This is a genomic window from Streptomyces sp. NPDC012888 (assembly GCF_042900645.1).
Classification (GTDB): domain Bacteria; phylum Actinomycetota; class Actinomycetes; order Streptomycetales; family Streptomycetaceae; genus Streptomyces.
Window position 1 is genome coordinate 104139 of record NZ_JBIBBM010000010.1, and the last position, 25170, is coordinate 129308.

At 69.0% G+C, this 25170-nt stretch carries 22 protein-coding genes and 5 pseudogenes; 18 read left to right on the forward strand and 9 right to left on the reverse strand.

Annotated elements, in window-relative coordinates:
* Nucleotides 1–136: 136 nt before the first annotated feature.
* A complete protein-coding gene (locus tag ACFY61_RS19180; protein ID WP_389473408.1) occupies nucleotides 137–688 on the reverse strand; it encodes an EF-hand domain-containing protein in 552 nt (183 codons plus the stop codon).
* Nucleotides 689–858: 170 nt separating this feature from the next.
* The gene (locus tag ACFY61_RS19185) at nucleotides 859–1824 is read right to left on the reverse strand and encodes an L-histidine N(alpha)-methyltransferase (protein WP_389473410.1); all 966 of its coding nucleotides are present in this window, start codon (nucleotides 1822–1824) and stop codon (nucleotides 859–861) included.
* A gap of 62 nt (nucleotides 1825–1886) precedes the next feature.
* Here ACFY61_RS19185 and ACFY61_RS19190 point away from each other — a divergent pair, with 62 nt between their 5' ends.
* The 13 genes and pseudogenes from ACFY61_RS19190 to ACFY61_RS19250 form a co-directional block, all read left to right on the forward strand.
* Entirely contained in the window at nucleotides 1887–2684 is a 798-nt protein-coding gene (locus tag ACFY61_RS19190) for a class I SAM-dependent methyltransferase (RefSeq protein ID WP_389473412.1), read from the forward strand.
* A gap of 407 nt (nucleotides 2685–3091) precedes the next feature.
* Nucleotides 3092–3334 (forward strand): annotated as a pseudogene (locus ACFY61_RS19195) (Ku protein); the annotation flags it as partial.
* An 86-nt stretch (nucleotides 3335–3420) separates the two neighbouring features.
* Nucleotides 3421–3633 (forward strand): annotated as a pseudogene (locus tag ACFY61_RS19200) (radical SAM protein); the annotation flags it as partial.
* 281 nt (nucleotides 3634–3914) lie between these two features.
* Entirely contained in the window at nucleotides 3915–4232 is a 318-nt protein-coding gene (locus tag ACFY61_RS19205; RefSeq protein WP_389473671.1) for a hypothetical protein, read from the forward strand.
* Nucleotides 4210–4446: a multiple cyclophane-containing RiPP AmcA gene (gene amcA / locus ACFY61_RS19210; protein ID WP_389473414.1), complete on the forward strand. Its 237-nt coding sequence runs from the start codon at nucleotides 4210–4212 to the stop codon at nucleotides 4444–4446. Before ACFY61_RS19205 ends, amcA begins: the two co-directional genes overlap by 23 nt.
* 192 nt (nucleotides 4447–4638) lie before the next feature.
* A complete protein-coding gene (locus tag ACFY61_RS19215; protein ID WP_389473416.1) occupies nucleotides 4639–4995 on the forward strand; it encodes a pentapeptide repeat-containing protein in 357 nt (118 codons plus the stop codon).
* A 14-nt stretch (nucleotides 4996–5009) separates the two neighbouring features.
* Nucleotides 5010–5162 carry a hypothetical protein gene (locus ACFY61_RS19220; RefSeq protein WP_389473418.1) on the forward strand — a complete coding sequence of 51 codons (153 nt, stop codon included), beginning with the start codon at nucleotides 5010–5012 and terminating at the stop codon, nucleotides 5160–5162.
* Between the two features lie 41 nt (nucleotides 5163–5203).
* The gene (locus ACFY61_RS19225) at nucleotides 5204–5719 is read left to right on the forward strand and encodes a hypothetical protein (RefSeq protein WP_389473420.1); all 516 of its coding nucleotides are present in this window, start codon (nucleotides 5204–5206) and stop codon (nucleotides 5717–5719) included.
* A 427-nt stretch (nucleotides 5720–6146) separates the two neighbouring features.
* Nucleotides 6147–7337: a hypothetical protein gene (locus ACFY61_RS19230; protein ID WP_389473422.1), complete on the forward strand. Its 1191-nt coding sequence runs from the start codon at nucleotides 6147–6149 to the stop codon at nucleotides 7335–7337.
* Nucleotides 7338–7359: 22 nt separating this feature from the next.
* On the forward strand, nucleotides 7360–9147 hold the full coding sequence (locus tag ACFY61_RS19235; RefSeq protein ID WP_389473423.1) for an Hsp70 family protein: 1788 nt from the start codon (nucleotides 7360–7362) through the stop codon (nucleotides 9145–9147).
* Between the two features lie 15 nt (nucleotides 9148–9162).
* A complete protein-coding gene (locus ACFY61_RS19240) occupies nucleotides 9163–9987 on the forward strand; it encodes a hypothetical protein (protein ID WP_389473425.1) in 825 nt (274 codons plus the stop codon).
* A 290-nt stretch (nucleotides 9988–10277) separates the two neighbouring features.
* A complete protein-coding gene (locus tag ACFY61_RS19245; protein WP_389473427.1) occupies nucleotides 10278–10805 on the forward strand; it encodes a GNAT family N-acetyltransferase in 528 nt (175 codons plus the stop codon).
* 131 nt (nucleotides 10806–10936) lie between these two features.
* A pseudogene (locus ACFY61_RS19250) lies at nucleotides 10937–11407 on the forward strand (ATP-binding protein); the annotation flags it as partial.
* Between the two features lie 103 nt (nucleotides 11408–11510).
* Here ACFY61_RS19250 and ACFY61_RS19255 read toward each other — a convergent pair.
* Nucleotides 11511–11852 (reverse strand): VOC family protein, encoded by a 342-nt coding sequence (locus tag ACFY61_RS19255; RefSeq protein WP_389473658.1) that lies wholly within the window; start codon nucleotides 11850–11852, stop codon nucleotides 11511–11513.
* Between the two features lie 743 nt (nucleotides 11853–12595).
* Here ACFY61_RS19255 and ACFY61_RS19260 point away from each other — a divergent pair.
* Nucleotides 12596–12754, forward strand: a complete 159-nt coding sequence (locus ACFY61_RS19260) for a hypothetical protein (protein ID WP_389473673.1) — start codon at nucleotides 12596–12598, stop codon at nucleotides 12752–12754.
* A 304-nt stretch (nucleotides 12755–13058) separates the two neighbouring features.
* Here the strand turns inward: ACFY61_RS19260 and ACFY61_RS19265 are convergent.
* Nucleotides 13059–13765, reverse strand: a pseudogene (locus ACFY61_RS19265) (glycosyltransferase family 2 protein); the annotation flags it as partial.
* A gap of 203 nt (nucleotides 13766–13968) precedes the next feature.
* Here ACFY61_RS19265 and ACFY61_RS19270 point away from each other — a divergent pair.
* A complete protein-coding gene (locus tag ACFY61_RS19270) occupies nucleotides 13969–14400 on the forward strand; it encodes a hypothetical protein (RefSeq protein ID WP_389473675.1) in 432 nt (143 codons plus the stop codon).
* A 300-nt stretch (nucleotides 14401–14700) separates the two neighbouring features.
* On the opposite strand, the pseudogene ACFY61_RS19275 reads toward ACFY61_RS19270, so the two are convergent.
* The 3 genes and pseudogenes from ACFY61_RS19275 to ACFY61_RS19285 all read right to left on the reverse strand — a co-directional run.
* Nucleotides 14701–15390 (reverse strand): annotated as a pseudogene (locus ACFY61_RS19275) (IS5 family transposase); the annotation flags it as partial.
* Between the two features lie 888 nt (nucleotides 15391–16278).
* A complete protein-coding gene (locus ACFY61_RS19280; protein WP_389473429.1) occupies nucleotides 16279–17004 on the reverse strand; it encodes an HU family DNA-binding protein in 726 nt (241 codons plus the stop codon).
* 21 nt (nucleotides 17005–17025) lie between these two features.
* A complete protein-coding gene (locus tag ACFY61_RS19285) occupies nucleotides 17026–17532 on the reverse strand; it encodes a hypothetical protein (protein ID WP_389473431.1) in 507 nt (168 codons plus the stop codon).
* Between the two features lie 270 nt (nucleotides 17533–17802).
* Between ACFY61_RS19285 and ACFY61_RS19290 the strand changes: the two genes are divergently transcribed.
* Both ACFY61_RS19290 and ACFY61_RS19295 read left to right on the forward strand, forming a co-directional pair.
* Nucleotides 17803–18759, forward strand: a complete 957-nt coding sequence (locus tag ACFY61_RS19290) for a hypothetical protein (RefSeq protein WP_389473433.1) — start codon at nucleotides 17803–17805, stop codon at nucleotides 18757–18759.
* Between the two features lie 503 nt (nucleotides 18760–19262).
* Complete coding sequence (locus ACFY61_RS19295; protein ID WP_389473435.1) at nucleotides 19263–20261, forward strand: endonuclease/exonuclease/phosphatase family protein; 999 nt, start codon at nucleotides 19263–19265, stop codon at nucleotides 20259–20261.
* Nucleotides 20262–20569: 308 nt separating this feature from the next.
* Here the strand turns inward: ACFY61_RS19295 and ACFY61_RS19300 are convergent, their stop codons facing one another.
* The gene (locus ACFY61_RS19300; RefSeq protein ID WP_389473437.1) at nucleotides 20570–22411 is read right to left on the reverse strand and encodes an FG-GAP-like repeat-containing protein; all 1842 of its coding nucleotides are present in this window, start codon (nucleotides 22409–22411) and stop codon (nucleotides 20570–20572) included.
* Nucleotides 22412–22849: 438 nt separating this feature from the next.
* Between ACFY61_RS19300 and ACFY61_RS19305 the strand changes: the two genes are divergently transcribed.
* On the forward strand, nucleotides 22850–23599 hold the full coding sequence (locus ACFY61_RS19305) for a ZIP family metal transporter (RefSeq protein WP_389473439.1): 750 nt from the start codon (nucleotides 22850–22852) through the stop codon (nucleotides 23597–23599).
* Between the two features lie 892 nt (nucleotides 23600–24491).
* On the opposite strand, the gene ACFY61_RS19310 is transcribed toward ACFY61_RS19305, so the two are convergent.
* Nucleotides 24492–25043 (reverse strand): CAP domain-containing protein, encoded by a 552-nt coding sequence (locus ACFY61_RS19310; RefSeq protein ID WP_389473440.1) that lies wholly within the window; start codon nucleotides 25041–25043, stop codon nucleotides 24492–24494.
* Nucleotides 25044–25170: the final 127 nt, after the last annotated feature.

The window sequence follows — 25170 nt, forward strand, 5'->3', positions numbered from 1 at the left end:
GCCAGACCGGCATGGGCTCGGGTGATGTCCTTCGGGCCGGTGACTTCTCTGAACGGACCCGGCCCGTGACGGTGCTGCACACGACGGCCGCCCGGCACCCCCGATGGGGGTGCCGGGCGGCTGTGGACGGCTACGACTACGGGTGTCCGAGGAGCCAGCTGCCGGGGGCGTCGGGGTCTTCGCTGGCCAGGTACTCGCGCCAGGTGGCGTAGTACTCGTCGCGGCTGATGCGGCCGTCGCCGTCGCGGTCCATCTGCTCCATCGCGGTCTTGGCGTCCTCGGCGGACATCCCCCACACCTTCCAGATGCGGTCGATCTCCTCGCCCTGGAGGACGCCGTCACCGTTGATGTCGGCGGTGTCGAACTCGGCGTCCAGCGCGTGGCGGAACGTCTTGTCGAGGAGGCCGAGGTCGGCGACGTGGCGGTGGAGTCCGTCGCGGAACTCCTTCCTGCTGACCCGTCCGTCGCCGTCGGTGTCCATGGCCGAGACGATGTTGTGGTGGACCTGCTGGTAGGCCTGGTGGAGTGCCTTGGCCTGCGCGGAGCCCTCGGCATGACCGAAGCCGGAGGAGAACTTCTGGGCAGTCCTGGCCCAGTCCTCGGGCTCGATGTAGCCGTTGCCGTCGGTGTCCAGCAGGTCGAAGAAGCGGTTGAACTTACGGGTCCGCAGATCGGTCGCCGTCGTCATCAGTACCTCAGCAGGTGCGGGGTCTCGGGTCGTGATGGATCTTTCCGGGTCGCCTGCTGACACGGCCAGCTGATCCGGCGTTGATCACGCGAACGGCCGATTCATCTCATGAAAACCCATCCTGACGTGGGCTGAACTGGGACCGCGGTCACCAGGCTGCCTGCCGGGGGTCATCCCTGGAGGCGGGCGAGGAGGAGCATGTACCGGCCGCTGGGGTCCGGCAGGCGGCGTACCGTCTCGAAGCCTTGCGCCGCCAGCTCGTCGTCGAGCTGTCCTGTGGTGAAACGTGCCGCGACGGCCGCGCGCAGGACCCCGCCACGGGGGAAGGCCACGCGGTGCGCGGTGGGGTGGCCGGGGATCAGGACGGTCTGGTCGGTGAGGGCGCGCAGACCGATTTCCACACGCTGCGCGGGGGCCTCCCAGGCGACGTGGTGGGCGTAGGCGTCGAGGTCGAAGTCCGTGCCGAGGTCCCGGTTGAGGATGCGCAGGCAGTGGAGGTAGAACGCCTCCATGAGGCCGGCTGCGTCCTGGTAGGCGGACACCATCGCCTGCGTGTCGTGCAGCAGAGGCACCCCTAGCAGCAGGCTGTCTCCCGGGCGCGTGCTGGCCGCCAGGAGCTCCAGCAGGGCGCGACGCTCGTCGGGAAGGAGGTTGCCCAGGGTGCTGCCGAGGAACGTCACCAGCTGGGGGTGCCGGCCGGGCTCGCGCAGCGCGGGCGGCCAGGGACGGGTGAAGTCGGCGGCCACGGGGCGCACCCTGGTCGTGGGGGAGGCACGCCGGAGCCGGTCTGCCAGACGGCTCAGCGCGCTGGTGCTGACGTCCACCGGCAGGTAGGTGGTGGGGGCCGGCATGTGCCGCAGGAGCGGCAGCGCCTTCTCCCCGGTGCCGGATCCGAGTTCGATCAGGGTCCGCGCCCCGCTGGCGGTCATCACCTCATGCGCGTGTACATGAAGCAGCTGCATCTCCAGCCGGTTGAGGTAGTACTCGGGCTGCTCTCGGATCAGGTCGTAGAGCGCGGTGTTGTGCTCGTCCCACAGCAGCCGGTAGGGCAGGCTCGGCGGTACGCCGCGCAGGCCCGTCGCCAGCTCGGCGCGGTCCTTCAGCAGGGCGTCCTGCTGGACCGCGGATGCGGACACCCACCCATCGACCTCACGGACTGTAGTTTTATGAACTCGTGCAGTAACTATAGGGTTTGGTTGTGCAGACAGAGGAGTACGGAAGCCGCCTGTACGGCTTCGACCAGCCGCTCGAACGCGAACGCATCGGCCTGATCGGTGAGGTCTTCGACAGCTACACCCGCCGCCGCATCACCGACCTCGGACCCCTGACCGGCCAGCGCTGCCTGGACGTCGGTGCGGGCCCGGGCACCGTCGCCGCCTGGCTAGCCGACCGGGCCGGCCCCGACGGCGAGGTCATCGCCCTCGACCGCGACACGAGCCTCCTGCGCGAAGCCGGCCACCCCGGAGTGCAGATCTGGCGGGCCGACGTCCACACGGCCACCGACGACGAGCTGCCCAAGCCCGGCTTCGACCTCATCCACGCCCGCCTGACCCTCTGCCACCTCCCCCAACGCGATCAAGTCCTCCCCCGCCTCGTCTCCTGGCTCGCCCCCGGCGGCCACCTCATCGTCAGCGACGTCATCAACACCATGGCCGCAGCCTCACCCCACCCCGCCGTACGCGCCCTCACCCAGGCCTACGACCACGCGCTGGTCACCACCCTGGCCAGCGACCTCAACTACGCCCGCGCCTACCCCACCCCCCTCATCACCGCGGGACTGACCGACGTCGGCCTGGCAGCCGACGTCCCCCTCGTACGTGCCGACAGCCACACCGCCCGCTTCTGGGAACTCACCTTCACCGCCATGCGCACCGAGATCCTGGCCACCGGCCTCATCGACGCCAACGGCTTCAACGCAGCCATCGGCCACCTCACCGCTCCTGGAACCCACGAACTCGGCTACACCCTCGTCTCCGCCTGGGGCCGCGCCGCCTGAGCCGACCGAAAACGACCGTACCGAGGGTGCCCGGCATGCAACTCTGTGCATGGTCTTGTTGATCGTCCTTTGGGCCCGGAAGTCCGGCTCACTGACTCGTGAACGACGACGGGACTCTGCGCCTCATCCACGAGGTCGACTCCTCCCGGCGGGAAGTGGTCCTGGAGGACAGGGGCGGCGCTCGCTCATGGTCGGCTCCCTCCCGAGGGTGCCCTCAAGTACCGCGGGAGCCGGCCGGCCGCGGCGGCGTTCAGCGGAACAGCCCACCTCGTCTGCCGAGGCGAGGACCGCAAGAAGTCCGGCATGGGTTCCAGGCCGCCGCCCGCGGAATCATCCGGCGGGTGCGCCCGCCGCGACCGGGGCAGACGAAGGGGTGAGGGGGCACACCTGCTGGGGCGGTGAGAGTCATGGCCAGACCGGTATGGGCCGGGGTGATGTCCTTCGGGCTGGTGACCATACCCGTGGGCCTTTACACGGCCACCGACAGCCACACGATCCACTTCCATCAGCTCCAGCGCGGCACCTCCGACCGGATCCGCAACAAACGGATCAACGAGCGCACCGGTGACGAGGTCGAGCTGAAGGACATCGTGAAGGGCTACGACACCGGCGAGGAGTACGTGCTGGTCGAGCCGAAGGAACTGGACGAGTTCAGGAACCTCATGCCCGTGGAAGTGGCCCAGGCAGTGGCGGCCCGGCCAACGCATGGGCCGAGGACAATCCGAAGTTCGAGGTCGTGTGGCACGGCGGTGAGCCGCTGGCCACCGGCCGCGAGCACTTGGCCGCGCTCATGGAGCCCTTCGCCCAGGGCGTGAAGCACTCCGTGCAGGCGAACGCTGCTCTCGTAGATGACGCGTGGTGCGAGTTCCTGTTGGAACACGATGTGCACGTGGGCGTCAGCATCGACGGTCCCGAGGACATGAACAACCACCGGGTCCCCCTTGGCGGGCACCCCGGCTTTGGCGTCACCCTGCGCGGGATCGAGCGGCTCCGCCGCCACGCCATCCCGTTCTCCGCCATCGGCGCCCGGGCCGCCGACCCCGCGAAGGCGACTGACTTCTGGGCGGCCCTGGCCGCCTCCTGGCGGGCGAACCCGGTCGTGCGGCTCCGCGAAGTACAGAAGGTTCTCGACTTCGCCGGTGCGGTCCTGCGCACTCGCGGAACCACGCCTCTACCCGCTTCTTCCCGGTGGGACCCACTCCCCACCGTCGCCTTCGACGGCGGCGTGTCATGCTCTCCCCGGAGCTGGCCGGCTTCACCGACCCCCGGTTCGGCGACTTCACCACCGGCAACGTGCTCAGTGACGGACTGGACGTCCTGGTCGCCGAGGCCGAGCAGCGCACCCCCTGGATCCCCGAGTTCTGGCAGGGCATCGACGCCTGCCGCACCACCTGCCCGGCGTTCGCGTTCTGCGGGGGCGCCCACGCCGCAAACCGGTACTTCGAGCACGCCGGCCGGCTCGACGGCACCAGGACCCGGTACTGCACCACCTCCAAGATCGCCTTACTCGAAGGAGTGACACGCCATGTCCGCAATCACCACCCCTGACGCCGCCGCTCTCGTGATGGACTGGGCGGAGGGCTTCACGTCCCTCCTGGAGGCTGCCGGTTCCCAGTGCATCGCGCGCCGGCGAAACGCCTGGAGCAACGTCGACGTCGCGAACCACACGGCCGCCACCACATTCGACAACCGCCCGACCTGGGACAACACCGGTGCCACGTTCGACAACCGTCCCACCTGGGACAACTGGAAGAACAAGTAGCCCCGCCCAGACACGAACGGGGCGGCCCCGCCGGCAAGCTGGGCCGCCGCGGCACCCGATGAAGGAGCACCACATGCCCACTTGCACCTTCGGGCACGCCACCATCACCCTGCCCGAGCTGGACGACCCCGGCCTCTACCTTTCCCGCCCGAGAGCAAGCTGACCCGCGTCCTGATCCGCGACTGCAAGCTGATGGGCGCCGCTCTGGACAGCCTGGTACTCGACGACGTCCTCTTCGAGAACTGCAAGTTCGACTACGCCACCTTCGAGAAGGTCCGCGTTACCGGCCCGGTCGCCTTCACCGGCTGCGGCTTCACCGAGGCCGCGTTCACCGAGTGCGACCTGACCGACGCCGTGTTCTCCCAGTGCACGCTGCGCCTCACCGAATTCGGCCCCGGCCGGTACCGAGGCGCCGACCTTCGGGGCAACGTCCTCTCACGAATCCGCGGCGTCGCCAACCTCTCGAAGATCCTCATCACGCCCGCGCAGCAGGCCGACCTCGCCGAGGCCCTCGTGGCTGACCTCGGCATCACTCTGGAAGACGACTGACCCAGGAGGACCGCGTGCCACTGCGCCTCGCATTCGACGATCTGGACGCCCTGCGCGAGCGCTGCGACACGGCGACCGTCCGCACTGCCAAGGACGAACCGGAGTACGAGGCGGGGGCCGTCATCCCCGCCGGTCCGTGGCAGGGCTCACGGACGCGGAAGCACTGACCGCGCCACAGTGGGCGCCCCACAGCACGTTCGCCGAGATCGTGCGCCCACCGATGCCGGAGGAGGACGACCTGGAGCGCCTCGCGGACCACCTGGGCGATCCCGAGGCGCAGTACCTCGGGCAGGCCCTCGCCAAGCCCGGCATGACGACCACCACGCAGAACCACGCGGCCGGGCTCCTGCTCGGCCTACACCTCGACAACTGGGACAAGCTCATCCACGGCGCCAAGGCCCACGGCCGGCGAAGGCTCGCCCTCAACCTCGGCCCCGGCACCCGGTACATCATCCTTGGCGCTCTCGATGCCCAGGCCGTCTGTCGGACCGTCCACCCGACCGACTACGCCCTCCGCTACCCCCACACCACCGACTACCGCGCACACGTCGCCGCCGGGCACCCGATCCGGGTCTACCGCTTCCGCCTCGCCCCAGGAGAGGGCTATACCGCACCCACGGAGTACCTGCTGCACGACGGTTCCACCGATGGGCAGGCCGAGCCGTCCGCCATGGCCTTCTGGCTCGGCCACTGGCCCTGCGGTGTCCTGACCACGCTCAAATGACCCGTCACGATGCGCCTCACGGTCACCGAGACTCCCATGACCATCCGCGCCCCACCGGGTTCCGCAACCGCTCCCGCGGGCAGCACTCCTGCTTCGGGGTTCCACTGGTGCACCAGATCCACGCCGGCGGTCTGTTCCTGCCGAGTCGGTGTCCGGGGTGTCGGGGTTCCGGAGTGCTTGGAGGTCGCGGACGGGCGTCCTTTTCGGGATGCGGACAGTGGTTGAGGGCGGAGGCCAGGGGGAGGGTCACCTTCGTCTTGTAGAGGTCGGCGATGTCGCAGACGAAGGCGTGCCGCTTGCCTACGTGGACGAAGCAGGGCGTATTGAATGCTTTCCGGATTGAGCACTCGCATAGACGGGAAGGCAGCCGGGGACACCTGGCCGACACGCCGCTGGTGGCACGATCACTTCGTCAGGGGGCGACGCAGTGCCGGAATCCTACAAGCCCGAAAAGCCTGAAAAGCCTGACCAAGCCTCTTCGTTCTTCGACCTGCTGCGCAACGCCTCCGCCGTCAACAAGGGCATCGAGATCATCCCGGACGTGCTGCGGATCGGCCTCGACGTATGGAAGACCAAACGCGACGGCACGTTCTTCGAGCAGAACGCGTACATGGCCGCGCTGCAGGAACAGGCGGCCCGCGCGGCACACCACCGGGACCTCGAAAGCGACTGGCACCGCGCCCGGATCACGGTGCGCCTCCAGGCCGAAACCGCCCGCCAGGCACAGCACCGGGCGCACAACCCCTTCAACCTTCCGCCCGAGGACATCCACGACTACCTCTACCGCGAAACCGGCGGCGGCCGCGCCCCCGCCCTGCTCATCGCCCCGTTCTTCCAGGACGACCTCGGGCGCGACGACAACGACAAGGGCCCGTCCCGTTTCCTGCTGGCCCTGCGCCGCACCTGGGACCGTATGCCGTGGCAGGACGACCTCGTGCCGGTCGCCGGAGTGATCGGCCGGCCGCTGCGCAACCTCGACCTCGACGTGCGGATCATCAGGGAGGCCCTGCACGACCTGCCCGTCGTGCTGGCGTACGGGGAGGTCCAGGCCGGCCGCCGGGTGCTGCTGGAGCTGTGCGCCTGGAACATCCTGGGCCCGGCCGCCGGCGGCTCCGCGATCCGGCTCAGCGTGCCCGGACTCACGCTGCCCCACCCCGAGGACGGCAACGACCGGGTGCCCACGGAAGCGGCGCTGGCCTTCGAGGACGAACTCGGCGCGTTCTGCGGGGTGCTGATCGGCGTGCTGTGCGACTGGTTCCACCTGACCCACCGCGGTCGCACACCGCGGCTCCACCGTCTGCTGCCTGAGCGGATGGAGACGGCACGGCGGGTCGTTGCGAGCGCCGCCGCCCCGCTGTTCGCGCTGGCCGTCGACTACGACCTGATGGACCCCGTCACCGCGTACGTCGGCCAGGCGGAACTGTACGCGGAAACCGGCCAGACCGAGCGCGCCCGGGACATCGGCGACAGGGCCATCACCGTGCTGCGCGCCGAACCCGCCCTCGCCTACGCCCACCCGGAGCTGCTGGTCCGCCTCGGCCGCGTCTTCGAGGCGATCGGTGACGCCGGGACGGGACGGAAGTTGTGGGCCTGGTACGTCGAGATGGTCTGGCGATGACACACGACCGAGGGGGACGGACATGAGCCGCGAGTATCCAGTGGTGGCGGCCATCGACTTCGGCACGCACGGCAGCGGATTCGCGTGGACGGTGGTCAGCTCGGACGACCGGGAGGCGAGCCAGCGGCGGATCCTCTTCCAGGACCTCTGGCCGGGCAGTGAGGGCCTGGTCTACCCCAAGAACCTGTCGGCCCTGCTGCTCGGCCAGGACGGGAAGACGCTCGCATGGGGATTCGACGCACGCCGGGAGTGGCGCGAGCTGGGCATCAACGGCGAGCGGGACGGACACGAGTACATCAGCGCTTTCAAGATGGCGCTGACCCCGGAACGCTACGGTGGTGCGGTCGTCCCCGGCCTGGGCACGGTGGACGCCGACTCACCACAGCGGGCATTGCCGCTGATCGTCGCCTACCTGCGGGAGATCCACCGGCTCGCGCTGGACGACATCATGAAGAGCGGCTACCAGCCCGAACACGTGCGCTGGTGCCTGACCGTTCCTGCCATCTGGGACGACGATCAAAAGGACTTCATGCGGAAGGCCGCCGCAAAGGCGGGCCTGCCGAAGGACACCGACCAGCTGCTGCTCGCCATCGAACCCGAGGCGGCGGCCCTGCACTGTCAGGTCCACCTGGCAGGGGTCGTCGGTGCCGAGCGCAAACGGCTCGGTGTGACGGCCGGAAACCGCTTCATCGTGGTGGACTGCGGTGGCGGAACGGTCGACATCACCGCGCACCGGGCCGATGCGGGGCCCGACGGCACCGTTCGTCTCCGCGAGATCACCCGTCCCCTCGGCGGCCGTCTGGGCTCGGAGTACATCAACCGGTCCTTCGTCACGGACGTGCTCACGGAGAGGCTGGGGGCACCCACCATCGCGCTGGTCCGGGAACGGGCCGAGCACCTGCTCTTCGACCTCGTCGACCAGTGGGAGGCGTGGAAGGTCGCGGCGCAGGTCGACATCGACCCCGCGTCGGGGGCACCACGGTTCAAACGCCGGGCGAACTTCCCTTTGCCGGCGGAGCTCTACGGCATGCTTGACGACGAGACCAAGCGCCGGCTTGCGGAGTATCCCGGCGGCGCCCCCCACCGGATCGTGGTCGACGCCGCCGAGGTGGCTCGGCTCTTCGACGAGGTCATCGACGAGATCCTCAGGCTGGTGGACGACCAACTGGAGCAGGTCCGGCTCGTCGGCGGGCCTGCACCCGGCGCTGAGCAACTGCTCCTCGTCGGTGGCATGGCGCGGTCCGACTACCTGCGGCACCGGCTCGCCCTGCACCTGAGCGACCGTGCCGAGGTGATCTCGCCGTTCGACGCCGCGGTGGCGGTGCTCTTCGGCGCCGTCCACTTCGCCTACGACCCGTCCGTCATCCGCGCCCGCAGGGCCCGGTACACCTACGGCTGCGAAACGTACATGCCCTTCGAGGAGGGCGTCGACCCTGACGACAAGCGTGTCGGCACCGCCAAAGGGCTGCGGTGCAAGAACAGGTTCAGCGTCTTCGTCACGCGAAACGAAGAGGTGGAGGTGGATCGCGTCGTGGACCACACCTTCTTCCCCGTGGAACCCGATCAGTCGTCCATCACGTTCGCGCTGTACCGCACGCGGGACGAGGCACCCCGGTACGTGGACGATCCGCACTGCAAGCGGATCGGGGAGGTCGAGATCGATATCACCCGGTCCCTGCGCCTGCCCTTCGAGGAACGGTCCGTCCTGCTGCGCATGCACTTCGGGGACACCCACGTGAAGGCCGAGGCGGTCGATCCCGCCACCCAGCGCACGATTGCCACGACCGTGCGGTTCGACAGCGCCTACTGACCGGGAGCGGAGCGGATGAACGGCCACGCCGACGACGAGGACGCCATGAAGCTGACCGAGCTGATCAACCGGTTCCTCAACCGCAGGAAGGCTTTCGAGCAGGCCCAGAACGATCTGCTGACCGCCCTCGTGGACGAGGTCACCGCTCTGCGCGGGCGTGTCGCCCACCTGGAGAAGCGGGAGCGCGTGCATGAGGACGTCCTGAACTTCCTGCGCGGGCGGCACGTCGACAACCGGACGGACGTCTCGGACCAGGCGTTCCTCGCCCATGAGGACGTTGCCAGGTCCTTCAGCCGGCTGGTCGAGCAAGACCTGGTGTCGGTCGCCGGTGACGTCGTGCGGCGTCGCGGCGAGGAGGAAGGCGTGTTCCTGCCCGCCGATGAAGTGGTCCGTGCCGAAGCGCAGATCGTGGGCCACCTCACCAGGGCCCTGTTCAACGGAGACGGGTCGGACTGGCTCCTCCGCCACGGCGTCTTCCTCCCGGCCGGCGAATGGGAGGCGCTGCGCTCCGAGGCCGAAGACATCATGGCGACGGCCGAGGCGACGTCACACGCGCACGCGTGGCAATTCACATGCACCGTCGGGGAACCGCTCGATCCGGGACAGCAAGTGGTCTGGCAACCCTGCAGCCCTCACGACCCCGTCGCGTTCGTCGTGGCCCCAGCCTACGTCGTCACCGAAGGGGACACGCTACGCCGCCACACCAAGCAGCGCGTCTTCACCGCCCCCCAAACCCCCGCCGCACCGGATCGCGCCGCGGGGAAGGCCGCTCATCCCACGAGCAGCGCCGCCTCCGCGCGGCCCCAGGCCAGCGCCACGCCCGCGCCACCGTGCCCGTAGTGATGCACCTGTACGCCGCCGCCCGGCAGCGGCTCCACCTCCAGCGCTCCTCTGCCCGCGGAACTGCGGAGGAATCGGTCGGTGACCGTGGTCCGGCTTGCTTCCGCCCAGCTCCACCAGGGCGAGGTTGACCGGGCGTGCGCCACGACCGGAGACGCCTTCGCACTCATGGCGGGTGCTCCCCTCCGGGGGCGGCTGCGCACGATGGTCGGAGACTTCCACCGGGCCTTGTTCACCGTTGCCGCCTCCGCCCAGGTGGCCCGAGAGTGGGCAGACCGATACCGCACCGAATGGAGCACCGCGTGACCATCGAGATAAGGCGCTACACCCACGACCACCTCGGCGACATCCGGCAAACCCTCTTCGACGTGCATGAAGACGCGTACGCCGATCGCCGGCACGAGGAGTTCGTACAGCGCTTTCCGTGGTTCGTCGACCACTGGGGCGGCAACGAGGGATTCTCCTGCGTGATCGCATGGGAGGGAGACGTGCCGGTCGGGTTCTCCTACGGCGCCCCGGCCTCGCCTGGCCGTGAGTGGTGGCAAGGGCACCTCGACACAGCGCCCGAGGAGACGGCGACGTTCCATGTCTCCGAGCTGATGGTCCGCGTGAAGTGGCGGAAGACCGGGCTCGGGCCCCGCCTGCACGACGCACTGCTCGGTGGGCGCCGCGAGGCATGGGCGGTCCTCACGGTCGACACCAAGCGGCCCCGCCTCCAGGCGATGTACGAGGGCTGGAGGTACCGGAAGATCGGCGAGAACCAGCCCTTCGCCGACTCCCCCGTCTACGCGGTCATGCTGAGGGATCTGCGCTCCTAGGCAACCATCGGCGTGGTGGTTCATGACCAGAACGTGGAAGTGGCACGGCGCGAGCGGCTGATCGCCAAGGGTGGCTGCCGCCTGGATCTGGACCACTACCTCGAGGCCCTGATCCGCAAGCCAGGTGCTTGAAGAGCCAGCCGCTCTGCCTGATCGGCGACTCCGGGACGGGCAAGTCGCACATGCTGATCGCGCTGGGAACCGAGGCTGCGATGGCCGGCTACCGGGTCAAGTACGTGCTGGCGACGAAGCTGGTCAACGAGCTCGTCGAAGCAGCCGACGAGAAGCAGCTGACCAAGACGATCGCCCGCTATGGCCGCGTCGACCTCCTCTGCATCGACGAACTCGGCTACATGGAACTCGACCGCCGCGGCGCCGAACTCCTCTTCCAGGTCCTGACCGAGCGCGAGGAGAAGAACAGCGTTGCCATCGCCTCCAACGAGTCCTTCGGCGGCTGGACCAAGACGTTCACCGACCCCCGGCTCTGCGCGGCCATCGTTGACCGCCTCACCTTCAACGGCACCATCATCGAGACCGGAACCGACTCCTACCGGCTCGCGAGCACCCGCGCTCGCGCCGAGGAGTCGGCCAAGGCCGGCTGATCTCTGCCGCTACCTGCCTCGACGGCTCGCTGCCCTCCGGGCAACGGGCCGTCCCCATGGACTGTGCCTGGCGAAAAACGACAAGCTCAGCTGAACAACAAGGTCAGGGGCCGACGTACTCGAAGACCCCGCCGTGCGGGTGCCGCAGCACCGCACGGCGGCCGTTCGGAGTGGGCTGAATGGACATCACGATCTCGGCTCCGCCTCCCCCAGCCTCCTCGACCGCGGCGTCCAGGTCGGCGACAACGAGAGTCGCCGCCACACCCGCTACCCGCTGCACCGCCTCGTCAGGCCCAGCGAACAGGAGGAAGGGACCGACGCTTGCCAGCGTGGCCCCGGCAAAGGAGAACCGCGATGCGGCGCTTCCGGTCAACTTCTCGTAGAAGGGCACAGCCGCATCCAGATCCTCGACACGCTGTCGCACGACCACTGAATCGATAGCCATGCTCGACATCATCACATCTTCATACGTGCCTGCGAAGGTCGTCCTGCTGTCCCGCAGACCGCGAAGTGGCCAGTCACGTTCGAGATGCCGTTCGACGCCAGACGTTGAACGACGAGCCGACGCTATCTCTCGTGAACATTCCGAGGCCCAGTGATCACCAACTGCTGCCCAAACCCGCAGACAAACGTTGCTGGTGAACGTGAACAAAGCCACTGGTACCGCATCCGGGCGTCTACAAGTGGCGGTTGGCCCAGGCGATGCCTTTCGGCGTCCGTCGTCCTGAGCCAGGCCTGGAGTGAGGAAGGCGCCGCGGGCTGTGGTGACGCCGTGTGCTGTCTCGGCTCTTGCCGCGCTGCGTGGCGTGCGGCGGTGCGCTCGGCGGTCTCGTGGGCATGCCGTGCGGGAGCTGTGGTGAGCATGGCCAGGCGGAGGGCTGTCTCCTCCCGGATTTCGCCCGCGGTCGCTCGGTAGCGGGCGGCCGCCGTCCTTTGGGCAGTGGCTGTGTGCCTCAGCTGCTGGACGTCGTCGGCAATGCTGGAGTCGAGGCGGGCGGCGACTACGGGGACGCGTTGCTGCATCGACTGCAGGGTGGCTGCCATTGCCTGTGTGTCGTGGAGCGGGGTCGCGGGCCACTCCGGGGCGAGTAGTGCGGTGTGGGGGTAGTCGGCGAGGGCCTGCCAGGCCTCGTGTAGTGCCTGCGTCGACGCGTGGGAGGCGCGGTGGGCTTCGGTGGTGGCGGCCGTGTGCTGCTGCTCGTAGCGGGCGGTGAGGGCCAGGGTTTCCTTGCGGCTGGTGCCGGCGAGGCGGAGAGCGATCCGGCTCTTCTGCGCGGTCTGGCGGATTCGGTCCAGGACCTGGCGCAGCGATTCGGCGTGGCGTTGCGCTGCCGTGTGGCGCTGTGACTCTTCCTGCGCTCGTCGTTGCCAGGCGGCTGACTTGGCGAGGACGGAACGGGCCTCGGCGGCGAGGGCGCTGCCTGGGGTGGTGGGTGCGTTGAGGCGGTTCTGCTGGGCTTGTGCACGCTGTTCGTGGTCGGTGGCCAGGTTCTCGGCGCGTTGGGCTGCGGCGTCTTCCTGGGCTGCTCGGGCTGGGAGGAGGTGTGTGGGCAGGTGGCCGTGGGGGTGTTGGTGCCACGGGGTGTAGCTGGGGCCGGGCCTGTGCGGGGTGCGGGGAGCCGGTCGAGCTCGTCGGTGACCATGGTGTCGTCGGTGCCGACAGGCGCTCGTGCTCGCGGTAGAGCCGCCAGTTGTGCTCCACCAGCGACAGGTTGTTCGAGGACAGCGGCCCCGCCCGCCCGGCCCTGTAGACCGCCAGCGGTTCCCGCAGCCCCCGGGCAGCATGCCCGTCCCTCATGATCGCCAGCCACAGCGCGTAGTCCTGCCGCTTCGGCATGTCCGGCATCAGCCTCGTACCCAGCACCGCCCGGTCGTACATGGCGGTCAGCGCCCCGATGTGGTCCCGCACCAGCATGTCCCGGTACGTCACATGCTCCCTGGCCGCGACCACCCGACCGTTCGGCGTGAAGTCGCAAGCCCCTCCCGTGAAGTCCCCGGCGACCTTGTAGTAGGAGGTGAAGGTCAGTGGAGCATCGCCCTCCGAGACGAATGCGAGCTGTCGCTCCAGCTTTGCCGGGAGCCACGTGTCGTCACTGTCCAGGAACGCCACGTACTCCCCTCGCGCCCGCGCCATTGCGAGATTGCGGGCCCTGGCCGCGCCGTCCTGCTCGGGCGCCGCCTGCGGGAACACCCGCTCGTCCTGGTGGGCCAGGTCCCTCAGAAGGTCATGGACTCGTCGGTGGACGCGTCATCGGTGATCAGCAGCTCCACATCGACGTGAGTCTGCCCGAGCACGGAGCGCACCGACGCGCCGAGACAGGTGTCGCGCAGCTCCATCGCCCTTGGCCCGATGACCATCAACAACACCCGGGGCGGGCGGGCCGTCATCGCGCTGGTGGCCGCTCTGCTGCTGGCCTTGGTCGTGCTGGCGCTATACGGGGGCACACGGCTGATCATGGTCGACGACTCCCCTGAGTCGTCACAGGACGGCAGCGCCCGCCAGACCGTGCGAGCCCTGAACGTCAGCGAGGTCAAGCAGGTCGTACCGGGACCTGACGAGCATGCCCTTCGGCTGGGAGAGATCCCACTCCCCCGAGGCCGGCGAGGACAACGGATGCTCAGGGGCTCAGGCGCGCTTCAACACGAACAACTGGAACGACGGCAGCACGAAAACGGTCTGGGCCGAATTCACGGTGCGGTCCTGCCCCAGCGCGGCGCTGGCCGCGAAGAGTTTCGAGGAAACCCGGTCGGGCATCGCCAACAACAACAAGGCGAGGGAGATCTCCCTCCCGCAGCTCGGCGATCAGCGCACAGCGATCACCCACTACAACATCGACCTTGACGAGACGACAGCCGTCGCCCTGCTCCGCGTCGGCACCGTCCTCGTCGAGATGGAATACCAGCCGGTGCCCGACGACTCGGCCTGGTCGAGGGAGTTCGAGCAGCTGGCCTCGATGGTCGCCACACGCGCCCAACAGGTCCAGAGCGCCTGACCCACAGGCTCGTCCATCCCTGGGGCCGCAAGCTCTGGGACACGGTTTCGGTCTGGGTGCTCTGCTCTTCGGTCTGGCCGTCCTTGCCGGGGTCGTTGTCCTCGTAGTCGGCACGTCCGGGCGCTGCACGAGCCCGGCGAGCGGGCGCAGGGCCGCTAGGTACTCTCCTGGACCACGGCTACGCCATGGGAACCTGCGGCTGCCGGCTGAGTCCGGTCGCCGTGCAAGGCGGCGTCCCATGACCATCGTCATGGACCACATGACCATCGCTTCATGCGTGACGGGCAGGCGTTCGTAGTCGCGGACCAGGCGGCGGCGGTGCATCAGCCAGGCCAGTGTGCGCTCGACAACCCGGCGGCGGGGCAGGACGACGAATCCCTTCTGGGTGTCGCTTCGTCTGACGATCGTGAGCGCGAGACGGAGAGAGTCCCTGGCCCAGTCGACAAGCCGGCCGGCGTAACCCGCATCAGCCCACGTGAGGGTGATCTTGCAGTGAAGTTCACGGAGCCGGTTCAGCACCGGGACGGCTCCGTCGCGGTCCTGGACGGACGCCGGGGTCACGTGGACGGTCAGGAGCAGGCCCGAGCAGTCCACCGCCAGGTGGCGCTTGCGGCCGCCGACCTTCTTTCCCTGGTCCCAGCCCCGTGATCCGGCTGCGACGGTGTCGGCGGCCCGCAGGGTCTGCGAGTCGATCACCGCGGCTGTTGGTTCTGCCGCGCGTCCTTCCATTTCGCGCACCCTGGTGCGGAGCCGGTGGTGGAACTCGGCGATCAAGCCCTGTCGGCGCCAGCGGCGGAAGAACGCATAGACACGGTCCCAGGCAGGGAAATCGGCCGGGACCGCCCGCCACTTGATCCCGTTGTCCAGCAGGTAGCGGACCGCGTCGAGCATGACGCGGTGGCAGTAGCCCTCCGACTGCCCTCCTCGGCCTTCCAGCCAGGCAGGAACTGGCAGCAGCGGACGGACGGCCGCCCGTTCCGCGGCCGTCATGTCCGAGGGATAGCGCCGCACCCGGCCACCGTGATCAGCGGCGTTTCCATACAGGTGCGTGATGCAGTCACACGATGGGGCAGCCGCGTTGGACGCGGCGAGTTCGGACACGCAAAGCTGTGGCAACAGGGTCTCCTGGAACCGCCCGGATGGGGTCGCACCCCCGAGCTACCAAGAGGCCCTGCCTTCATGCTCGGACCATCAGAACATCACCCGGCCCAGAACCCTGTTCGAACCCAAACGACCCCACGATCGATAGAACAACGGGTTCTAAGGCACCGGCCAGGTCAGACATGTCACACTCGGCATACGGGGCCCTGAGGTGTTCGACATGCCTGTCAGTTCGATGCTGGCGCCCGCGCCGCCAGTACCCGCGCCGTCCGGCGATCGGCGATCGGCGATGTCGTCCACAGCACCGCACCGGACACGACCATATGGATCAGGATCGGGGCAGGCACGGGCCGCGCGGCAGGCACCTCGACCGCGGCCGCGGAACCGGCCGCGGCCGCCGGTACGGCGCCCTGCCCGGACAGGAGAGAGGGAACAGCCCGGTCGGTGCCGAGGCCTTGGCGAGCGCGGCCGCAAGGAACCCCGCGACGTCGACACCGCGCCGGTCGAGGAGCCAAGCAGGACCGTCTGCCCACCATCCGGGGCCAGTCATCCTCAGCCATCAGGTCGGCCGAAACCCGGTCGCGAAGTCGCGGGCGCAGCGCGTCGGCGGCCCAGCCCAGTTGCGAACTTCTCCTCGGCGGCAGCGAATTGCTCCTCCTTGTCCTGGCGCAGTCGTTGGGCGGCGCGGCGTACGCCGTCGGATATCGCAAGGTCGGCGCCGCTTGAGGACGGCTGACCGCTGCGAAGTCATGGCTCCCATGACTTCGCGGACACTCCTTAGCCGGCGCCGCCTGCCGTCTTCTTTGCAGGCGCCTTCTTCTTATTCGGCTCGGCTGCCGTTGGCGCGGACTTCCTTGCCGTTGCCTTCTTTGCCCCGCTCTTCTCGATCGTAGACGCCGTCTTCTTCGCCGCTGCCTTCTTCGCCGCCGTCTTCTTCGCGGAGTTCTCTACAAGATCTGGTGGCGACGCCACGGATCCTTTCGGAGTTTTACGAACGGCGACCTCTCCGGCCTTGGGCAGCTTCTTCACGCCACTGACCAGATCCTTGAAGCCCTGCCCTGGCCTGAAACGGGGTGCTGATGTCTTTTTGACCCGGAGACGTTCACCGGTTTGAGGATTGCGCCCGTACCGAGGCGAGCGCTCGACCTTCTCGAACGAGCCGAAACCAGTAATCGAAACCCGGTCCCCAGCCACGACAGCACGGATGATCGCGTCCAGAACCGCATCGACCGCATCGACCGCGCTCTGACGGCTGCCGAGCTTGAGCGCGACGGCCTCGACTAGCGCCGCCTTGTTGACTCCCTTGCGAGGGTTTCCGGGGTCCGGTTCCTTGAGCGCACGGTTGGCCCCCTTCCGAGGGCTCCCCGTTTTCGGCGCCGCTTGCATGAGGTTCGAACCCTCGCGCGGCCTGCCAGGCTCAGGTTCAGAGAGATGTACGCCCGTGAGAGGGCGTGCCGGCTCCGGGGCCTGCTTTCCCGGATTCGCTTCAGGGGGCAGGTTCACTCTGCTCGCCTTTCCGGCACATCACCTTGAGAGCAGGGACACGGTTACGACGTACACGGCTTCGAGGCCGAGCAGGACAACCGCCCACGCATACGCCTTGGCTCTCTTCCGGATCGCCAATTCATTTTCGGAAATGGCCTTCTGCATCCCGAGCGCCTGCGACCAATACAACTCACCGTTGGGGGCACTGTATTTACTTTCCATGATGTCCTGAGCGTCAGGACCGAATGTCCAGTCCCTCTTGGGCATCAGCACGAACATGCAAATTGCCACAATGAGCACGATGAAGATGATCAGGCCAATGGCATAGCCGGCTGGCAGGAGCTTGTCCTTCGTGCCCAAGCCGAAGTAGCCAGCGAAGGAACCGATCACCGTGGCGATCGTGACGAGCCCGGTCCCACGGTTCCTCAAATTTCCCAGGGTGCCGTCTTGCTGGTTTAGTGCGTGAACAGCAGCCTCATAGGCGAGCTTGTAGCGTTCAGAGCCATCCGCCGCAGCATCGGTTCCGGTGTCGCCGTTGCCTCCCATGAGTGCCCTCCATTCAGACGGAACCTCCAAGTGCCCAGGAGGGACGTTGTCTGCTGTACCCCTCTCCCCGGGCCCCCGACCACCAGACAAGCACTGACCACACTGATGCAGGAGTCAGGAGGGCCTACCCAGCTCCATATGTCGACCAATAGGCGCACAGCAAGGCCGGCGCGACCGGCTCGCTCCCAGCCAGCTCGCCACGCTCGGCGTCCGCTGGGGGTGAACCGATGGACAGAGCCTCAGGCCGCCGGTGGCCGACCTCCGAAGGCCGTGAACGGCCGGCTCGTCTTCAGCGGGTGCAGCGGCAACACCGCTCCACGGGCCGCCCGCGCGGAGGCCCGTACCGCCCTGACCACGGCCGGCCCCGCACCCGGATGGACCGAACTGGTCCGCCTCGGTACCGACGGCCACGACATGACCGTCAGCTGGCCCGGCCCGCTCCCCGAGCCCGTCATCGACGGCCCGCGCGCGCTCTACGAGAACGTCCGCCCCGGCATCGACCTCGTGATGACCGCTCAGGACGGCGGCTACGGCCACCTCCTGGTGGTCAAGGACAAGAAGGCCGCTGCCGACCCGCTGCTGAAAAAGATCAACTACCGTCTGGCCTCCCCGAATCTCTCCTTCCAGCTCGACGCCGCCTCCGGCGCGCTCAGCGCCCGCGACGCCGACGGCCAGGAGATAGCCGGCGCGCCCTCCCCTCTCATGTGGGACTCCTCCGGAAAGGTCGCCACCACCGACGGCCTACCCGCCTGGCGGCCGAGCGCGGCGGCTGCACGTCATGCCACGCTGAGGCTGCCCGGCCTGGCCGGCGCCGAGGGCGCCCGCCTGGCCGTCACCGAGGCCGAACTCGCCGATGGGACGCTTGCCCTGAAGCCCGACCGCGGGCTCCTCGAGTCCCCGGACACGGTGTACCCGGTCTTCGTCGACCCGTCTTTCAAGGGGCGCAAATACAGCTGGAGCCTGCTCTATAAGACCGAGGGGAACTCAAGCTTCTACAACGGGCAGAACTTCAACGCGGGCGGCACCAACGAGGCGCGGGTGGGATACGAATCCACCAGCGGCGGCACCACGGAACCCCCGACGCCACGGGGGACGGAATCCCGGACTTCTGGGCCGTACGCCCGGACGGAACCCAGCGCTTCTACCAGGGCGGGACAGCCAAGCACGGGCCGAGCACCACCTCCAACGACGCCGGATGGAGCACCTTCAAAGCCAACGGCCGAGTAGGCCCCCGTCGGGCCGGCAGGGATCCCGCCACCGCCGGCCCGACAGGGGTGTCGAGGGCCCGGACAGGAGCGGCCCCGGAGCCGGACGCACCGTCCCCCGGTCCCCGCCCTCAGCGAGCCCCCCGTTGCCCTGTGCCCGCCGCGCGCTACGGGGAGCGCCGCTGAGTTCAGGCCGCGACGAGGACGGTCGCTGCATGGCGGACCACAACCTTGTCGTACCTTGTGCCCGCGACCCAGTGCCGCTTGCGGCATTGCTGCCGCAGCCAATCGCGTGCCGCCCCCGGAGTTCTCAGGCTGGTGCAGCGTCCCGCCGCCGCATCCAGGGCGTTTCGTCAGGTCAGCACCCATCACGACGCACCGATAGCGCCCAGGGCCCACCATCACACGCCCAACTCACACTATGTACAGTCCGCTTACGGGGGGGGAGAAGGCAGGCGTTTCGGTCTGCACCTCCGCATGAGTGAAAGAGAGACATAAATGCGATCAATCAGGAAAACTTTGGGCGTGCTGGCGGCGGCGTTCGCCGCCGTGTGCGCCACGCAGGCGGCCGGGCCGGCCCAGGCTGCCGGCGAGTCGATGCCGGTGGCCGAGTACCGCGCATGGCACTGGAACGTCGCGGGCAGCACGTTCCACGGAGGGTCCACGCAGAACGGTATGGTCACCGCGGCCGTTGGTTCGATCAGGGCTCAGGACCCCGACTTCGTGTCGTTCAACGAGATATGCCGTACCCAGTACGACGAGATCCTCAGACGCCTGGCCGCGCCTTACGGTGACAGCGGGCCCTGGACCAGGGGGGCGGTGAGCTACGCGCGCTTCGCCACCAGCCGCCAGGCGAACACGGGCATCTGCCAGGGTGAGGCGTTCGGCAACGCCATCTTCAGCAGGCACGAGCTCGGCGTCTCGCAGACCTACGTGCTCCCTCCCGACTACACGCCCGAGGAAGCCCTGCAGGGCCCTGTGGAGGATCGGACGCTGCTGTGCGCTCCGCTGAAGGCCCGGCCCAAGATGAAGTTCTGCACCACGCACATCACTGGCTCGAACAGGCCCATGCCGACCGAGAGTTCGGCCAAGATCAACAAGCAGCAGCTGGACGCCGTCAGCGGGATACTCGACGGCTTCGCGCAGGCGGGTCAGTCCTACCTCCTGGCCGGCGACCTCAATGCCCAGCCGCACCCCGACTACGTCCGCCTGGACAAGCTCATGGAGGCCCATACCGAACTCGACAGCGCCGACGATGCGCACTGTCCGGGCTACGGTGAGTGGACCGCGGTCGGCACCACCGGGAAGGGCTGCGTCACCAACGGCACGAACCCGAAGATCGACTTCATACTGGCCCGGACCGGTCAGATGGACGGCACCTTCACCGCGGACGCCAAAGTGATCCCGGAGACCTGCGAGGTCAAGAACAAGGTGACCGGCGTGGTCGAGTCCCTCCGGCCCTGCTCGGACCACCGCGTGCTGATCGGCTCCGCTCACCTTCGTGTGAGCGACGCGACCGGCTGACCCCGGCGCACAAGGCCCTGGCCTGTGACGGGCGTAGCGCCCTGAACAGCAAGCCCGGCTGCCTGTCGAGCGAGCCGCTCGCCCCTGTCGTCGATCGAGTGGTGGCGGACCCCTCCCCCGGTGAAGGGCGGTCCGCGCCCGGGCGGGGCCGGCGGAGCTGCGGCTGTCCGGTGCGGCGTGGGTAGCTGCGCCGTCCAGCCGGTCGGCGAAGGCCCGGCGGATGAGAATCCGCCGGGCCCTTGCAGGGGGTGTTGCCAGGATGTGGCGGTACGCCGCTGTGTACGGCGTATCCGTGAGGGGCAGAACGCTCAGCTGATGGATTTGATCGCGGTGTGCCAGCTGGTGGCGCCGACTTCCTCGGCGGAGCCGTCGACCGGGTGGCCGGAGCCGTTCGTGGCGCCCTTGTAGAAGAGCAGCCGGCCCGTTCCGTCCGCTGTCGTGGTCCACATGTCCGCGATGCCGTTGCCGTCCGCGTCGGCCGCGCCGGCCATCAGCGGGCGGATGTCCGTCGTGTAGCCGTAGCCGTACTGGGTACGGGCGCCGAAGCCGCCGCCGGCTCGGCCGGGGTAGAGCCACACCTTGCCCTCGTCGGTCCCGCTGCGCTGCCGGGCCAGGAGGTCCGGCAGGCCGTCCCGGTCGGCGTCACCCGCGCCGCTGATGTCCATGACCCCCCAGCCGCCACTGCCGATCTCGGCGGGAGCCTCGACGGCGGGTCCGGTGCTGCGCTTGCCGTTGTACCGGTACAGCTTGCCGGAGTTGGAGACGACCGCATCGGGGACGCCGTCGAGGGTCAGGTCTCCGACTCCGGCGACCGTGGCGTTCCAGGGAAGCCCCGAAGCGATCCGCACCGGACTTCCGAGGAAGCCGGCGCCGACGTTGGGGTAGACGCGCAGCTCGCTGCCGACTCGGGCGAGCAGGTCTTCCCGGCCGTCACCGTTCCAGTCGCCCCGGTGCGCGACGGAAGCGCCTGTCCATCCGCCCGTTCCGATCTTCTGGGGCGGGGTGGCGATGCTGCCGTCCCCGCGGCCCGGGTAGAGACGCAGGGCTCCGTCGCTGTCGACGGCGACGAGGTCGGGATTGCCGTCCCCGGTCATGTCCCCTGGAACGAGGGCGCCCGGCACGGGGGCCTGACGCAGGGTGGCGATGACCGGCGCGTGGTCCGACCATCCGTCGGGCTCGGTGCCGGCCAGGTTGTGGGTGCGGTCCAGCGCCGTGTGGTCCACCTCGCAGGAGGAGCCGAGCCAGCGCGTACCCGCGTTCGGCTTGTTCGTGAAGAAGTGGTCGAGGGACCACGTACTCGGTGCCGAGGCGGTGGGCGCCCAGGTCTGTGCGGTGTGCTCGTCCGTCTCGCAGGCGTCCAGTGCTCCGGTCAGCCCGGCCAGGTCGGGGTCCGTCAGGCTGCCGTTGAGGTCCCCGCCGATCACCAGGTCGGGTGCCCAGGAGTCTCCGCCGAGCTGCTTCCTGAGTTCGGCCACCTGCTTCGCCTGGTCCGAGTTGCTGGAGGCCGACAGGTGCGCGGTGCACAGCAGGTCCGGCCATCCGGTGAGACGCCCGCAGACCGCCTGCTGGGAGTTGCCCGCGGGGTCTCCGGGCAGCGTCTCGATCCGCCGGACGTCCTGCAGCGCGCCCTTGACCGCGATGAGTACGCCGCGTTCTCCGCCGATCTCGCCGTATCCGGGCGAAGTGGAGTTACGGCAGTAGGACTCCTTGTCCGTCGACCGCAGGCCGGGGGCGTGCGCGAACGTCCATCCGGGGAGCTGCTGCTGCAGGTACGCCATGTGGCTCTTGCTGTTCAGGCCCGGGAACGGTGACGTACCAACTGGTTCACGCGGCGCCTTGCGTACCGCCATCGCGTTGACATCGCCCTGGTACCCGCAGACCTCCTGCAGCATGATCACGTCGGCCCCGTGCGTCGCCGCCAGTTCCGCGACCTTCTTCGCCTTGCCTTCGACGTCGGGCCGGTGCGGGCAGTACCCCGGCGCACTGCCGCGCAGTACGAGGTTCTCACCGCAGATGTTCCAGGTCAGCACCTTGAGCTCGCGCCTGACCGGCTCACCGTCGCCCTCCACGGCCTGTGCCGGGCCGGGCGTGACGACTACCAGGGCCGCTGCCGCGGACAAACCGGCCAGCACCCTCTTCAGACTCTTCAAGTTCCCCCCAGAAAACGGCACACGCGCGTTCGGCCATCTCCGGCCGATCAAGGTGTCCTCGGCATCACCCGGAGCATAACCAGGTCCATTCCCCGTCCTGGCCAGGGCGTCCCGCCGGCGCCGAGGCGGTGGCAGGTGCCGTTGTGAGGTCCTCCTGGGCGGCGGGGAGCCGCACCGGTAGCCGTGCGGTAGCCGTGCAACGCCGGCCGATCAGCACGTCCGTACAACCACGGCGCTCACGGACCCGCAGCAGCGGTGTCTGCCGGGGTCACGCCACGAACGCCAACACGCCGGCCCGCCCCCCAGTAGTCCGCCGTCGAGGACCAACCCGGGCGGGGAAGCTGCTGCCGGGCAGCGTCGTCCACCAGGTCCCTCGTTGTTCTTCGACTTGGCGGGTAGGAGGGGCTGCATCTGTCAGTGGCAAGGGAAGGGGCGGTTGTGAGTGGGGCGTTGGTTGCGGGCGGGTGGGGGCTGTTCGCGGGTGCGGCTCTGCTGGTGGGGGCGGCGCTCGGTTCGCTGGTGCGGGTCCCGCCCCGGCTGATCGCGCTGGTCATGGCGTTCGGCAGCGGTGTGCTGATGGCCGCGGTGTCGTTCGAACTGATAGCGGAGGCTTACGAACGTTCCGGCATGGTGCCTGTGGTGGCCGGGGCGATCGGTGGTGCGGCCGTGTACTCGGGGGCCAACGCCCTGCTGGCGCGGCGTGGTGCGCGGCACCGTAAGCGCTCCGGGGAGCAGCAGCCGTCCGAGGCGGAGGCGCCGGGGTCGGGGAACGCCATCGCGTTGGGGGCGCTGCTGGACGGGATTCCGGAGTCCGTCGTCATCGGCACCAGTTTGCTGGGAGGCGGGCAGCTGGGGGCGGCGACGGTGGGTGCGGTGTTCGTCAGCAACCTGCCCGAGGGCCTTGCGAGCGCCGCCGGGATGCGCAGCGCCGGGCGCAGCCGCAGGTACGTGTTCGCGCTGTGGGGAAGCATCGCCGTCATCAGCGGTTTGGCTGCGCTGGCCGGGTACGCGCTGCTGGGCGGGGCGTCCGGGACGGTGATGGCGACGATCACCGCGGTGGCGGGCGGGGCGATCCTGGCGATGATCGCAGACACGATGATCCCCGAGGCGTACAGCAGGGTGCACCTGTTGACGGGTCTGGTCACCGTGGTCGGGTTCTTGTCGGCGTTCGCCCTGGCTCAACTGTGAGCAGTGGGGAGCGGTAGGCAGGGCGGCGCTGCGGCCTCGGTTCTCCAGCGCTCTGGCCGCGTCGGGACACCGGCGACCAGCCGGGTTCGACGACCCTGGTCTGAAAGTCGGCCGCTTCCGAGTCGCTGCCAGTGCGCTGTCCAGTGCCTGGTGCAGGCCGGGCAGCACCGTACGCCGCTCCAGACCGTCCTCGTGCCCGACACGTGAGAGGGCGCGCACGATGCCGTGCGGCCGCCACCCCAGCAGCACGCCAGCGCCGTCCTCCACGTGCAGGCTCGAGTGTTCCCAGGCCGCCCACGGATACCCGCGCCGGTGCATGGCTTGCGCGGCACGAGGCCGACGGCGAGGTGGCGTCTCACCTGCGTCGGCTGTCGCGGTCGGGGTGGAGAGACTCGAGCTTGTTCCAGTACTGCTCCAGGTAGGCGTGGGTTTCCCGCAGAGCCGGATCCAAGAACGAGGCGTGGAGCTCGGCCACGCGGTCGCCGGCGTGCTGGGCAGGAGCGGGGTGGGCCGCTGTGGTTCGCCAGGGTGTCCGGGCGGTGCAGGCGTCGCGTGGGTCTCGGACCACGCGGCGTGGCCCACCAACGGGTGAGCCGCATGGCGATGGTGAGAGCGGCGGCGATGGCGTGCGGCCCGTGGTGTGCGGAAGTGGGGTACTTCCCATGGGCTGCGTGAGCGCCTGCCGGCCGGCAGAGTCGTGATCGATGTCGCCCGTGCAGCGGATCACCGCAACGGGCCGGTGCGTGGTGATGAGGCCTGTACAGAACGGGGTGCGGCGGATGCGCCGCTGACCAGGGCGTCGGGGTGGGTGGTGAGGTGGGCCGGGATACGGCCGCGACCTCGACGTCCTCCCCGCCGGGGAGGGACTTTGCTGCCGGCCGGAGAGACGGCGTCAGCGCTGGCAGCGCCCGAACGTCACCACGTAGGTCGCGGCGCCGCTCGCGCCGGCTCCGGCCCGGTCGGCGGCTCCGGCCAGCGCCGCGCTGCCGATGTCACGCAGTGCCCCGTTGAGGATGTGCGCGCGGTGGCCCGGGCTGTTCATCCACCATTTGACGGCGGCACTCGGCGTGCCCGAGGTGCCCCAGCCGGTGTACGTGATCTCGGCGACCTGCCAGGACCGGGGGTTCGGGCAGTAGCCGGCCGCCATGATCCGGCTCTGCGGTGTCGAGCCGGTCCGCGGGTTGGTGTGCGAGTCCTTGCCCGGACCCCACCACTTCAGCTGCACGGCCGCGGCCGCGTGCTGCCGGGCCGCGGTGTTCAGGGCCGAGTTGACGGTGAGGGGCGGCAGCCCGCGCTGCGTGCGCTGGGCGTTGATCAGGCCGACGACGTCCCCGGGCTGGGCAGCTGCGTCCGGGGCTGCGGCGGCGGGTACGAGCGTCACCGCCAGGACGGCGGCAACGGCCGGACCGATGAGCTTCTGGGTGCGTGAAGCAAGGCGTTTCACGAGGTACACCTCCGGCGATCACGAACCGTGGGGATCGGGCGGTTGGGGTGAGGCGGCCGGTCGCTTCGACGTCGTTTCCAGGCTGCCATCCGGAACACCCCGTCGCCATCCGGGCCGGTCGGGCACG